This window comes from Paraglaciecola sp., assembly GCF_039942875.1.
In the GTDB taxonomy this organism is placed as follows: Bacteria; Pseudomonadota; Gammaproteobacteria; order Enterobacterales; family Alteromonadaceae; genus Paraglaciecola.
In genome coordinates this window covers 39,220-52,435 of record NZ_JBDVBQ010000005.1, presented here as the reverse complement: position 1 = coordinate 52,435, position 13,216 = coordinate 39,220, and the positions used below count along the sequence as shown (strand labels likewise).

The window sequence follows — 13,216 nt, the reverse complement described above, 5'->3', positions numbered from 1 at the left end:
TAAATAACAACTTTCAAATCTGGTCAATAATTTGCTATGTTAAGCGTATAAGCATAAACTTTTTAAAAATCGTGACAAGAAAAAGGAAATAGAAAATGAATCTAACCGCAATCATTATTGTAGCTATTGTTTGTTGGGCAATCGTTGAGTTAGTAAACGGGCCTAAAGGCAAAAAGAAAGACAAAAGCAATTCTAAACAAGCTGCAGCAACGGATGAACTTCAACGAGATATTGCAACCATGCGTGAACGCATTGAAACCTTAGAAAAAATTGTCACCGATGAAAAATATGATTTAAACCGTCAGTTTGATGATTTAAAAAAAGACAAGGTAGCATGATAGTTAATTAAGTGAGGACAGCACGGCACTCACTTAATCTTTTAATTCATCACAAATCATGGCTTAACTGTTGTTTATAAGCTGCGGCATACATACTTAAGAGCTTAGATTTTTCAGCATGATTCAGGTTTTCTAGCCTATCTTCTAAGTATTGTTTCGCCACTTGATGATATTTATCTGTTAAATCAATATCCAAATTATCCAGCATGCTGGCAGCAACAGGCCCTGTAGCAAAGGGCTTATAATTTTCTAATATTGTCTTATCTAAAAATGCAGCGACATCTTTTGCATTTTCATACTCGCCACTTATGACTTCAGAAAAATGTAAATTAACTCTACCTTTTCTCCCCGTTATACCAGTCACAATACTGTGCACGTCTTCGTCATCAGGCTTATCGTAAGCCCCTTCTATTTCTAACTGATGTAATTCTTTTGCTTTACTGATATCACAGGGGTCAAATTCATAGGAGATGGACACAGGTACGATCCGTAACTCATTCACATATTCAGAGAAAGTTTTGGTTTTTGGTTTATTAATCGACAACATAGAAATAATAGCAGGATTAGTTAAATCTTTACCGTCCTTAGCCCTCCCCTCTCGCTGAGCAATCCAAACATGTTGCCGCTCAGAATGTAAAGTAAACTCAATATATTCGCTCAATAGTTTTGCAGCTTTTAATTTTTCTCGCCTGTCAGTAGCTTGACGCTTGACAATAAAGCACTTATTTAAACGAATTAAATCTGCGACCCAAGGCTTTTTAAGTAGATTATCTCCCACAGCAATTCTTACTGTATCTTGACCATTAACATGCAAAGCCCAATTTACAAACGCAGGGTCCAACGCAATATCTCTATGATTACTCACAAACAAGCAAGGTTTAGATACATCAAGTTCATCTAAACCAGTAATTGTTACCGACTCGGTGGTTGTGGCTATCATTTTATCCATGTAAGGGCCAATTAAGCTCTGAAACTCGCTTAAAGTCTTAATTTTTTTAGCTTGCTTATTAATGTAGAAACGGGTGCAAACACCTAACAAAGGCCAAGTAAACTTTGGCCAAGTAGCAAATTTGAACGCGACTAAGCTTGCTACAAACTCTCGATTATTGAATAGTTTAGGTAATTCAATTGCTAAGTCTGCATTATCAAATGGACGTATTGAGTCAAATTTTTCTAGCATTGTGAGTATGGGTTCCTACTTAAAAGAAGCGAGCACCTAGTGGCCAATTTAAGTTAAATTCGTTATTAATTGTTTGAGTTATCTTGCAGAACTGCCCACGTTACTTCGTGCTGAGTATCTTGGGTTGCGAAGAATGCTGAGTCATCATTTATTGAAACCGAAAACTCCATTGTTCTTGAAATAGATTTGCTAAGGCTTTGGATAGTATCCCAATTAAAAGAAATTACTGTGACAGGCAAAGCTTGAAACTGTGGTTGAATTTGCTTCCACCAAACTGCCGACTTACTGTTAAAACTATATACGTAACTTTGTTTAGCCAAACGACAGCTTTTTTTAATTCTATCAAAGCTTGGCTCACCCACATCTACCCAAAGTGATATTTGATCATCCAATTCTTTAATCCAAATATCAGGCTCTTCAATCGCACTTAAACCTTTAGTAAACGTCATTAAACTAGCGGAGTCTTTATACAAATTTAAGCAATAGGCTAACACTCTAGCCATCATTCGCTCATGGGTTTCTGAAGGATGTAAGGCAATAGTAAGGTTGACTGCATCATAAAAGTCATGATTAAAGTCAGAAATTGAAATATTAAATTTATATATAGTTGGCTTCAGCGCCATAGAGTATTTACTCGGTGTAGGTTAGGAAAGTTTCATTTCTATTAAAGACGGCTTAAAACCCATTTTTTCGTAGGCGGTTAATGCCGGTGTATTTTTAGCATAGGCTTCTAGATAGAAATCCTCAAAACCTAAGTTTTTACCCCACTGAATAAGTGCTTGCATAATACGTTGATTAACGCCCTGTCCTCGGTGAGACTCAATTACGTACATAAACCCAAAATAAACGTGCTGTTCATGGATTAAATGTGGCTTGGAGTCACGAATGCGCGCATAGCCTGAGCCAACAATTTTTGCTTCATCTTCAGCAACCATTACAATTGAATTATCACTCTCTATAAGTGCACCAATATCATAATAATGAATGCCTTCAGGTTTAAGGCACTCATTAAAAGGTCGTTCAGTTGCAATTATGCCTTGCTCAAACTCTTGTAAAGTAGGTAGTTCAGATATAATGGCTGGTCTTATTTTTATTTCACTCATTAAGTGCTCTGCCCTCTTTTAGCTATTTATTCCCACTCAATAGTTGCGGGTGGTTTCCCAGAGATGTCATATACAACTCTTGAAATTCCATCTATTTCATTAATGATCCTGTTAGACACTTTTCCTAAAAAGTCATAGGGTAAATGAGCCCAATGGGCTGTCATAAAGTCGATAGTTTCTACTGCTCGTAATGATACAACCCAATCATATTTTCGAGCATCACCCATAACACCAACAGATTTTACAGGCAAGAATACTGTAAAGGCTTGGCTAACCTTTTGATATAAATCAGCTTCATGCAGCTCATCAATGAAAATTGCATCAGCTCTGCGTAACAAATCACAATATTCTTTCTTCACTTCGCCTAACACTCGTACACCTAAACCAGGTCCTGGGAATGGATGGCGATAAAGCATGTCATAGGGTAAACCTAGTTCTAAACCGATTTTACGTACTTCATCTTTAAACAATTCACGTAATGGCTCTACTAGCCCCATTTTCATATCATCTGGCAGACCACCTACATTATGATGAGACTTAATGACATGAGCTTTACCCGTTGCAGAAGCCGCAGACTCAATGACATCAGGATAAATAGTGCCTTGAGCTAACCATTTGGCATCAACTAACTTTTTAGACTCTTCATCAAACACTTCAACAAAAACACGGCCGATAATTTTACGTTTTGCTTCTGGTTCAGCTTCACCTGCAAGGGCTTCTAAAAATCTATCTTCAGCTTCAATCTTACGAATATTTAATCCGAAGTGATCGCCAAACATATCCATAACCTGTTGGCCTTCATTTAACCGCAGTAAACCGTTATCAACAAATACACAGGTTAGATTTTTACCAATCGCGCGATGCAGTAACATTGCCACTACAGAAGAGTCCACACCACCGGACAAGCCCAAAATCACTTGGTCTTCACCAACTTGCTTCTTCATTTTGGCCACCGCATCTTCAATAATCGCTGCTGGAGTCCAAAGTTTTTCACAACCGCAAATATCTAGAACAAACTGCGATAACATCCGTTGACCCTGGCGAGTATGGGTAACTTCTGGGTGAAATTGGATACCGTAGAATTTTTTATCTTCATTTGCAAAAGCTGCAAAGGGGCAAGAGTCTGTTTTCGCCGTTGTTTCAAAACCAACTGGAGCTTCGCTTACCTTATCACCATGGCTCATCCACACATCAAGTAAGGAGTTACCGTTCTCAGATAAATGATCTTCGATATCTTTAAATAGCGCCATTTCGCCAACGACTTCAACCTGTGCATAGCCAAATTCTTTTAAATTAGAGCTTTGAACTTTACCGCCTAGTTGTTCAGCCATAGTCTGCATACCATAACAAATACCTAAAACAGGTACCCCAGCATTAAAGACATATTCAGGTGCTCGAGGTGAGTTATCTGCATGAACAGATTCAGGGCCTCCAGATAAGATAATTCCATTAGGGTTAAACTCTTTTATTTGTTCTTCGCTAACGTCCCACGCCCAAAGCTCACAATATACGCCAATTTCTCTTACTCGACGGGCAATCAATTGCGTATATTGAGATCCAAAATCTAAGATCAAAATACGTTGGTCATGGATATCTAAACTCATCTGTTTACTCTTTTATTAAAATGAAATGTGAACGCCCTACATTTTGATAAGGCGCTGATTGGAACAAACTAAAACTTAACCTAAACGGTAATTAGGGGCTTCTTTTGTGATACTTACATCGTGAACATGTGACTCACCCATTCCCGCAGCAGTCACTTTTACAAACTGGGGTTTAGTGCGAAGTTCTTCTATTGTTGCTGAGCCGGTCAATCCCATGGCAGATCGTAAGCCGCCCATCTGTTGATGAATAATGTTTGCAATGGGCCCTTTATAGGCAACACGACCTTCGATACCTTCTGGCACTAACTTTTCTGCACTTTTAGAATCTTGGAAGTAGCGATCTGACGAACCATTATTTTGATCCATAGCACCTAATGAGCCCATGCCACGGTAAGACTTATAATAGCGACCTTGATAAAGCTCGACTTCACCAGGCGCTTCTTCAGTACCCGCCAACATACTCCCCACCATCACACTACTTGCTCCAGCAACTAAAGCTTTTGCAATATCACCAGAGAAACGAATACCACCATCAGCAATAACAGGAACGCCAGTATCTTTCAAAGCTTCGACTGCATCAGAGACAGCTGTAATTTGTGGTACACCACAACCAGTTACAATACGGGTAGTACAAATTGAACCAGGACCAATTCCAACTTTTACACCATCAACTCCTGCATCAGCAAGGGCTTTAGCACCTTCTCCAGTAGCAACATTACCTGCAATCAACTGAACATCTGGATAATCAGTACGTACTTTTTTAACGCGATCAATGACACCTTGAGAGTGACCATGGGAAGTATCAATCAACAACACATCAACGCCTGCTTCAATCAATAATTGAATACGCTCGTCTGTACCAGGGCCGACACTAACAGCAGCGCCAACACGCAAGCGTCCCAATTCATCTTTACAAGCATTGGGTTTACTTTCTGCTTTTTGGAAATCTTTTACGGTAATCATGCCTTTTAATTTAAAGGCATCATCTACGACTAGAATTTTTTCAATCCGCGACTGATGCATTAAATCGAGAACTTGCTCAGAAGGCGCCCCTTCTTTTACTGTTACCAAGTCATCTTTTTTGGTCATAACACTAGAAATAGGTTGTTCTAAATTATTTTCGAAACGTAAATCTCGACCAGTAACAATACCGATTAATTTGTTGTCTTCATCTACTACAGGAAATCCTGAAAAGCCGTGTTGTTTACTCAAGGCATTAATTTCGCCAATCGTCGCCGTAGGCAAAACAGTAACAGGATCCGATACCACGCCGCTTTCGTATTTTTTTACAATACGTACGTGCTCTGCTTGTTGCTCAGGAGCCATATTTTTATGAATAAAACCAATACCGCCTTCTTGCGCCAAAGCAATAGCCAAGCGAGCTTCTGACACAGTGTCCATCGCTGCAGAAATTAGAGGGATATTTAAACTAACACCGCGCGTCAATCTAGTTTTAAGATCTGCGGTATGGGGTAAAACAGTAGAGTGGCCAGGCACCAATAAAACGTCATCAAACGTTAGCGCCTCTTTAGCGATCCGTAACATGCAACATCACCTTTAAATAGGGTTTTAATTGCGGCGCAATTCTAGCGGCTTTGCATGGTTTCGTCTAGAGGATTATCACTGAAAACAATAGTTATTTAACATATTGCAGGGGCAAGCTTGCTAGAATTAACAATATGCCCTCAGAGACAGATCAGGTACACTATCAGCATCTGTTAAGTTGTAAATTTTGTGATCCATGTTTCAGTCTCAGCCCACTTCAAAAACGATACTCACTGTAAGTCATTTAAATCGTTTAGCCCGCACTGTTTTAGAAAACGAAATAGGGCTAGTTTGGTTATCTGCTGAAGTATCCAATTTTGTAGCAGCGAGCTCTGGCCATTGGTATTTCACTTTGAAAGACAGTAGAAGCCAAGTAAAAGCTGCTATGTTTAAAGGAGCAAATAGGCGAGCACAACAAAAACCTAAAGAAGGCGACAAAGTTTTAGTTAAGGCTAACATTGGATTATATGAACCTCGGGGCGATTACCAACTCATTGTGGAACATATCGAGCCTGAAGGAGAAGGCCAATTAAAACAACAGTTTGAACAGCTAAAAAGCAAACTGTCTCAACAAGGCCTATTCGCTCATGAAGCCAAACAAGTAATACCCAAGATAGTTAGAACCGTTGGAGTAGTTACCTCAGCAACTGGTGCGGCCTTGCACGATATACTCACAGTGTTAAAGCGACGAAACCCTTCAATACAAGTCGTCATCTACCCAACCCAAGTGCAAGGTAATGCTGCCGTTACTACTATTTGTGCAGCCATTAAAACTGCCAACCAACGACAAGAAGTAGATGTATTAATTGTAGGCCGAGGTGGAGGCTCTTTAGAAGATTTATGGTGCTTTAACGATGAGCAATTAGCACGAGTTATATATGCTTCAAAGCTACCTATAGTCAGTGCAGTAGGTCATGAAGTAGATGTAAGCATTGCCGACTTTGTCGCAGACGTAAGAGCCGCAACACCTTCAGCAGCGGCAGAATTAGTTAGTGATGATCAATCGGCTCTTTATGAAAAAATAACGTCTTTACATAATCAGCTAATTAAGGGCTATGAAAAGCAACACCAAGTACAAAAGCATCGTCAACAAATAGCCATTAAGGCTTTACTGCAAAATCATCCACAAAAACAACTCGAACAAAAAAGTCAGTTTGTAGACCAGTTGCAAAGCAGATTACAGCAAACTTTTGAGCAACAATTCGCCCAAACTAAACAACGCCAACAACATATCAACGAGCGACTTATGCTGTTATCACCTGCTAAACAAATTCAAAGGCAATTAAGAGATCTTATTGAATTAAGAGTAAGTTTAAATAAGAGCTGTCAGGCCCTTGTAAAAAATAAACGACAATTGCTAGCTAACAATAGTCACCTGTTAGAAACTGTAAGCCCTTTAGCGACCCTATCACGGGGCTATAGTATTAGCTTTAAACAGAGGCAAATAGTAAATAGTGTCGCGGAATTACAATCAGGTGATGAAATTACAAGTCGCTTTGTTGATGGGGAAGTGATGAGTAGAGTTGTAACAGTAAAATCCATGGATGATAAACCCAATTAATATTGCTCACCCACATTTGACGCCCTAGCCCCCCTAACTCATATTTTTTTAGTAATTTCATAAAAGTATGAGAGTCTTTTTAAGTTAAAAACACTTCCTTGTTATGAGTATGTTTAGAAACAAACTCACAAACACCTATTGATAAGTTCTCGAGCATTTAACCCTTGATGCATAAAATATATTTCTATAAGCCAACGCACACTAAAGGGTTAAGACGATATTTAAGATAGGCCAATCATTGGACAGAAAAAGGTACCACCATGGAATACAGCCCCTCGCCAAACACTTGTACAAAAACAAGAGCACTTAAGAACATATTTACACTCCCACAAAAATTCAATTTGATACTTAAACTCAGCTCAGTAATGTTTATATTTACTGGGTGTGGCAATGATTCTGGAGACTCTTCTAAAAGTCCTGTGATTAATAATATAGCTCCCACTATTAGTGTGAGTAATGTTTCTGCAGTTGAAACATCAGAAGTAACGCTATCTTCTACTGCTACTGATACAGATGGCACTATACAAAATTATGAGTGGATTCAAACATCTGGTGACTCAGTAACTTTGAATAACGCCGACACCGCATCTGCTAGTTTTACCGCACCAGAGATAACAAATGACCAAACTCTTGGGTTTCAAATCACAGTAACAGATGATGGCGGTTTAACAGCCTCTGCTGATGTAACCGTAAGCGTCATTGCCTTTGTTGCTCCAACCGTATTTGCTGACAACCAATCTGCAGAAGAAAGCTCCGTTGTAACGCTTTCGGCAACGGCTACCGATACTGACGGCAGTATTCAAACCTATGAATGGACGCAGACATCCGGTGACTCAGTGACATTAAACGACGCTAGTTCGGCCTCTGCATCCTTTACGGCACCTGAGGTAACTGAAGACCAAACACTTGGATTTCAAATAACAGTTACTGACAACGATGGCTTAACAGCATCTACCAATGCAACCGTAGATATTACAGCCAAGATGCTTGATGTCACCATTGCTGGTGTAGTCACTGATGGCCCTATCGCCAATGCAAATGTCTTGCTTGAAGTTGGCGAACAAAGCTTCACTACTCAAGCAGATGAAAACGGTGCTTATTCAATTGATGTAAGTGTCGATGACTCATACATAGATAGCATAGTAAAAGCTACGGCGACTGGTAGTGACGCAAATAGCATCATAAAACTCGTTTCATACTTTGGCATATTATCATCCATTTTAGAGGGAGCAGGAAACGATGCGACCCTAACCAGTGATGAGCTATTCAATACTAACATTACCAATGTCAGTACCGCTGTTGCAGCCTCTTTGGAATTGGCAGTCGACGGTGAAATCTTCACATTAGAAGCACTTGAAGCCGCACAAACTAACTTAGACGGTAACTTAATCTTACCTTTTGCTACTGCGATTAAGTTAGTAATTGATTACGCTTCGGAAAACCCAGACTTAACCTTACCGGATACAGTTACTGACACCTTTGCGTTATTAAAGGATCAAGATACGATTACTCCCTATATAAGTTACATTGAGGAAAGCTACGCAGAAGAATATGCTGCAGCACAAAGCTTAATTTTAGAAGATGATTCACTAATTGACTCCAGTATTAATGAATCCAATGTAGTAGACACCTATTATTTTTTCGTTGTGTCGAGTAGTACTAGTCAGGGTCAGCAACTTGTCCTTAACGATGATCATACTGGCAAAGAAATATTCTACGAGCGGAGGGATACTGGTTCTGGAGAAACTGAGTTAACCTGGGAGTTAACTGAAACTGGCTATACAATTACCTATATTGAGCCCGAAACCTATTCTAGTAGTACCTATATAAATGATGAAATAGGTTACACCGAAGTGTATTCCTCTATTATTTCCAAGAACATAAACATATTAGTAGAATTAACGGATACAGTATTAATTAGTACTAGCTCTACTTGGTTATTTGAATTTCCAGAAGGAGAGTTTGAGTCTTATACAGAAACTGATATACCAATACAAAAGTTAATAATGAAAAGTTCTGCAGTTAAAAGCTCTGTAGGACAACTGGAAATGGGGATCGAATACGCCCTTAGTTTACCCTACTTTCATAATACGATTACTATACCCGAAGGTTTAAGTGAGTTAAGCAATACAGACGCACAATCATCTTATGCTTACGCTGTGTTTTCAGGAGACTCTGATATTGGAGGCAGCGTTACATTAAACTACCCCAACACTGGTTTTGACGGTATGACTACATTCGAAGAAACGCAAGCAACATGGTCTATTGATGATTCAGGTAACCTTTTAATCACGTACTCAGAAGGCTATATCGAAACTAGCTTATTGGATATTTCAAATAACAATACACTTTTAGCGTCAGTATTAGTTAACGAAAAAAACAATGGGTATACAGCCGCCAGTACTGATTACCAATTAAAAAGAACGACTACATGGACCTTAGATAATATACCAGGAATTTATGCTTTAGATTGGGGGGTGTTAGGTGACCCAGATACGCTTTTCTGGTTAGATTTAAATGAAGATGGTACAGGCACCCAAAATAATTCGTACGAAGATAATGAGGGTATCGTATCCATTTCATCTTTATCTATTTTATGGCAGCTTAATGAAAGCGGAATACTTTCTATAAGACGATACTATGGTACAGAAGGGTATTGTGACCCGGAAGAGTTTGACCCTTCTCCACAAGCTGATTGTAATCTTTACAATGACCGAGAACTAGACCTTTTAACAACCACTGAGGTCAATGGTGAACAACGAATACACACATTACATACTCATAAGTTTTATTTTGATCATCGCCTCAAACAAATTGATCCTAATTATACCGAGCATGCTCTTCAATTTATAAGTGCCGGCATTCGATACTGGATTAAACTAGATGATACCCCCGTTTTAGCTGAAGGAACTGGGCAATCAGTTACTCAGCTACCCTTAGAAAAGACGTTGAAAGATTACTCTAGGTTAGACGTTAATGAATAGAAGGCACAATATGAAGGTAGGCATAAACAGATTAAAAGTTTGAGTCTAGAGTAAACTTTAATACTCAAGCTGCAAATAAATCAGCAAAATCCAAGTGGTTAACACTACTTGGATTTTTTATGCATACGCATTAATTGTCTGCGTTTACGTCTTTGAGAGTCATTCAGCTGACTGTGATCAGACTCATAAGGGTTAACTGAATCTCGAAACTCAATTTTTATAGGCGTGCCCATTACTTTTAATGACTTTCTAAAGTAGTTCATCAAGTAACGCTTATATGAATCCGGCAAGTCTTTAAGTTGGTTCCCGTGGATAACCACAATAGGCGGGTTGTAACCACCAGCATGAGCATACTTCAACTTAACACGGCGACCACGTACCATAGGCGGTTGATGATCATCTTGTGCCATATCCATTATTCGTGTCAGCATAGCCGTATTAATACGTTTCGTCGCTGAGGCATAGGCCTCTTGTACCGACTCAAATAAGTGCCCTACTCCGGTCCCATGTAAAGCAGAGATAAAGTGTAAGCGAGCAAAATCAATAAAACCTAAACGTCTATCTAGCTCTCGTTTAATTTCGTCTTTAATATCTTTATCTAAGCCATCCCATTTATTAACAGCAACAACTAAAGACCGCCCAGCATTTAATATAAAGCCTAATAAACTCAAATCTTGATCGGTAATACCTTCTTGAGCATCAACCACAAATAAGACCACGTTGGCTTCTTCGATGGCTTGTAATGTCTTCACAATCGAAAACTTCTCTACAGCTTCAGATATATTGCGCCTTTTTCTTACACCTGCCGTATCGATGAGTATGTACTCGCGCTCATCTCTTTCCATTGGAATAAAAACACTATCTCGGGTAGTACCAGGCTCGTCATAAACAACCACGCGCTCTTCGCCTAAAATCCGATTAGTAAGGGTCGACTTGCCCACATTTGGCTTACCAACGATGGCTAGCTTGATAGGTAATGCTTGCAGCTTTTCTAACTGCATAGCTGCATCTTCTTCAGTTAGCTCTTCTTCAACCTCTTCTGGGATATGCATATCTGGAAAACGATCGGAAATGGGAACGAGTGTATGTTGCAGTAGTTGCGTAACACCACGCCCATGAGCAGCAGCAATTTGATTCACCGAACCTAGACCAAGTGCAAAAAAATCAGCACTTTCACTGTCGCCATCGATACCATCAACTTTGTTAGCTACAACGTAAACTGGTTTATCTTGTTTTCTCAAATGCTCTGCAATGCCTTGATCAGCTCCTGTCATTCCAGTACGAGCATCTACCAAAAACAATACGATATCTGCTTCGACAATGGCCAATAATGATTGCTCTGCCATAGCCATGTCTATGCCCTGTTCATCACCGCTTATTCCGCCAGTGTCTACTACAATAAACTGCAGACCTTCATACTTAACTTGGCCATATTTTCTATCTCTGGTTAGCCCTGGGAAGTCTGCTACCAAAGCATCACGAGTCCGAGTAAGACGGTTAAACAAGGTTGATTTTCCAACATTAGGGCGGCCAACAAGAGCAACAACGGGTAACATAAACTTTTTCCTATAGACAAAAACGGCTTAGAAAACATAAATGTTTCCAAGCCGCATTAAAACTTACTAAGTTTTTAATCGGAGTCACTCCGACAAGGTTAACTTTTAAGGGGTTTGTACTGCCACTAACTTACCATCACGTGTTTGTGTATAAAGTATACCATTAGCTTCAACGGGAGCATGAAAAATACTTTCATCATCATCATCATCACCGACCTCAAGACGCGCAACTAAGCTACCATCTTCTTTACTGAACCAATGTAAATAGCCGTATTCATCCCCCGATACTAAATAGTCCCCGACTGGAGTGGCTCCTGTTAGTATGCGTTTCTTAAGGGCACTTTGGCTCCACATTTCAACGCCATTACGACTATCCAATGCATAAACTGTACTATTGGCGTCCACTAGGTATAGAGTTGAACTATCAATGGTTAAGCGACGATACGAATTATATTCTCGTTTCCAAACTACACGGCCAGTTCGTAATTCAACAGCAGCAAGTGAACCATCATATGAAATAACATATATTATCCCACCTGAAACTAAGGGCTGACTGTCAATATCAACAATACGCTCTAGCTCTGTTACACCAGTTGCGGCAGAGACGACTTGCTCCCAAGCGGTTTGACCTGACTCTAAAATATTAACAACAAGCTTGCCGGTGGCGGTACCTATTATTGCTCCACCATTAACGGCAGCGGGTGAGGATACTCCTCTAAGAGACAATGGGGGCACGTCAGACTCAAAAGCCCAGACTTCTTCACCCGTTCCAGCATCTAATGCAAACACAAAACCTGAGCCGGTATTCACTACCACAACACCACCTTCTACGGCTGGTGAAGCTAAGACTTCTCCTTTTACAACTGATTTCCACTTTTGCTCACCGGTATTAGCATCCAGCGCTATAACTTCGCCATTTTCAGTGCCAAAAAATACAGTTTCATAAGCAACACTCAGTCCACCAGCAATTTTTGCTGGTGTGCCATCATCCCACAAGTTTGTGATGAAGCTGGTCCAGCTATTATCTTCAAAAATAGCAAAATTTGTGGACCAAACCTCTTTTCCGGTATCTTTCTCAAAAGCTGACACTAAACCTTGTCGGTTAGCAGCAAATACCTTTTCATAGGCTACAGCTGGGTGTAATTTTGAATAAAACCCATCAATACCATTACCTAAATCTCTAGACCATACGACTGTTGGAGTAAATTGCTGCTCAATAGGTTTTAAACGTCGTATTTCTAATTCTTCATCATCATAAAACCAATTTGCTATAGTTGTACAACCGCTTAGCAAGACTACATTAGCTAGCAGAATGCTGAGAATAAAATGCTTCACTCGTACCACC

10 protein-coding genes are annotated in these 13,216 nt (G+C 39.7%); 3 read left to right on the top strand and 7 right to left on the bottom strand.

The window, feature by feature from the left end; genetic code table 11:
* Positions 1-95: 95 nt before the first annotated feature.
* Positions 96-338, top strand: coding sequence for a hypothetical protein (locus tag ABJE44_RS01405; RefSeq protein WP_348112186.1), 243 nt, complete (start codon positions 96-98; stop codon positions 336-338).
* Between the two features lie 49 nt (positions 339-387).
* Here ABJE44_RS01405 and ABJE44_RS01400 read toward each other — a convergent pair whose 3' ends face one another.
* The 5 genes from ABJE44_RS01400 to guaB all read right to left on the bottom strand — a co-directional run bounded on the left by ABJE44_RS01400 (position 388) and on the right by guaB (position 5,770).
* Complete coding sequence (locus ABJE44_RS01400; protein WP_348112185.1) at positions 388-1,518, bottom strand: 1-acyl-sn-glycerol-3-phosphate acyltransferase; 1,131 nt, start codon at positions 1,516-1,518, stop codon at positions 388-390.
* A gap of 65 nt (positions 1,519-1,583) precedes the next feature.
* The gene (locus tag ABJE44_RS01395) at positions 1,584-2,141 is read right to left on the bottom strand and encodes a YaeQ family protein (protein WP_348112184.1); all 558 of its coding nucleotides are present in this window, start codon (positions 2,139-2,141) and stop codon (positions 1,584-1,586) included.
* 21 nt (positions 2,142-2,162) lie between these two features.
* Positions 2,163-2,621, bottom strand: coding sequence for a GNAT family N-acetyltransferase (locus ABJE44_RS01390; RefSeq protein WP_348112183.1), 459 nt, complete (start codon positions 2,619-2,621; stop codon positions 2,163-2,165).
* Positions 2,622-2,647: 26 nt separating this feature from the next.
* Positions 2,648-4,225 carry a glutamine-hydrolyzing GMP synthase gene (gene guaA / locus ABJE44_RS01385; protein ID WP_348112182.1) on the bottom strand — a complete coding sequence of 526 codons (1,578 nt, stop codon included), beginning with the start codon at positions 4,223-4,225 and terminating at the stop codon, positions 2,648-2,650.
* A 75-nt stretch (positions 4,226-4,300) separates the two neighbouring features.
* On the bottom strand, positions 4,301-5,770 hold the full coding sequence (gene guaB, locus ABJE44_RS01380) for an IMP dehydrogenase (protein ID WP_348112181.1): 1,470 nt from the start codon (positions 5,768-5,770) through the stop codon (positions 4,301-4,303).
* A gap of 196 nt (positions 5,771-5,966) precedes the next feature.
* Here guaB and xseA point away from each other — a divergent pair, with 196 nt between their 5' ends.
* Together xseA and ABJE44_RS01370 are read left to right on the top strand one after the other, a co-directional pair.
* Positions 5,967-7,331: an exodeoxyribonuclease VII large subunit gene (gene xseA / locus ABJE44_RS01375; protein ID WP_348112180.1), complete on the top strand. Its 1,365-nt coding sequence runs from the start codon at positions 5,967-5,969 to the stop codon at positions 7,329-7,331.
* A 365-nt stretch (positions 7,332-7,696) separates the two neighbouring features.
* Complete coding sequence (locus tag ABJE44_RS01370) at positions 7,697-10,315, top strand: hypothetical protein (RefSeq protein ID WP_348112179.1); 2,619 nt, start codon at positions 7,697-7,699, stop codon at positions 10,313-10,315.
* Between the two features lie 104 nt (positions 10,316-10,419).
* Here ABJE44_RS01370 and der read toward each other — a convergent pair whose 3' ends face one another.
* Both der and bamB read right to left on the bottom strand, forming a co-directional pair.
* Entirely contained in the window at positions 10,420-11,871 is a 1,452-nt protein-coding gene (der, locus tag ABJE44_RS01365; protein ID WP_348112178.1) for a ribosome biogenesis GTPase Der, read from the bottom strand.
* 105 nt (positions 11,872-11,976) lie between these two features.
* The gene (gene bamB, locus ABJE44_RS01360) at positions 11,977-13,206 is read right to left on the bottom strand and encodes an outer membrane protein assembly factor BamB (RefSeq protein WP_348112177.1); all 1,230 of its coding nucleotides are present in this window, start codon (positions 13,204-13,206) and stop codon (positions 11,977-11,979) included.
* Between the last annotated feature and the right edge of the window lie 10 nt (positions 13,207-13,216).

What these genes read in the sequence shown, in the direction of transcription:
- guaB (WP_348112181.1), bottom strand. Translation starts at nt 5,770, where the DNA reads ATGTTACGGATCGCTAAAGAGGCGCTAACGTTTGATGACGTTTTATTG.
- ABJE44_RS01395 (WP_348112184.1), bottom strand. Translation starts at nt 2,141, where the DNA reads ATGGCGCTGAAGCCAACTATATATAAATTTAATATTTCAATTTCTGAC.
- ABJE44_RS01370 (WP_348112179.1), top strand. Translation starts at nt 7,697, where the DNA reads ATGTTTATATTTACTGGGTGTGGCAATGATTCTGGAGACTCTTCTAAA.
- xseA (WP_348112180.1), top strand. Translation starts at nt 5,967, where the DNA reads ATGTTTCAGTCTCAGCCCACTTCAAAAACGATACTCACTGTAAGTCAT.
- ABJE44_RS01390 (WP_348112183.1), bottom strand. Translation starts at nt 2,621, where the DNA reads ATGAGTGAAATAAAAATAAGACCAGCCATTATATCTGAACTACCTACT.
- der (WP_348112178.1), bottom strand. Translation starts at nt 11,871, where the DNA reads ATGTTACCCGTTGTTGCTCTTGTTGGCCGCCCTAATGTTGGAAAATCA.
- ABJE44_RS01405 (WP_348112186.1), top strand. Translation starts at nt 96, where the DNA reads ATGAATCTAACCGCAATCATTATTGTAGCTATTGTTTGTTGGGCAATC.
- ABJE44_RS01400 (WP_348112185.1), bottom strand. Translation starts at nt 1,518, where the DNA reads ATGCTAGAAAAATTTGACTCAATACGTCCATTTGATAATGCAGACTTA.
- guaA (WP_348112182.1), bottom strand. Translation starts at nt 4,225, where the DNA reads ATGAGTTTAGATATCCATGACCAACGTATTTTGATCTTAGATTTTGGA.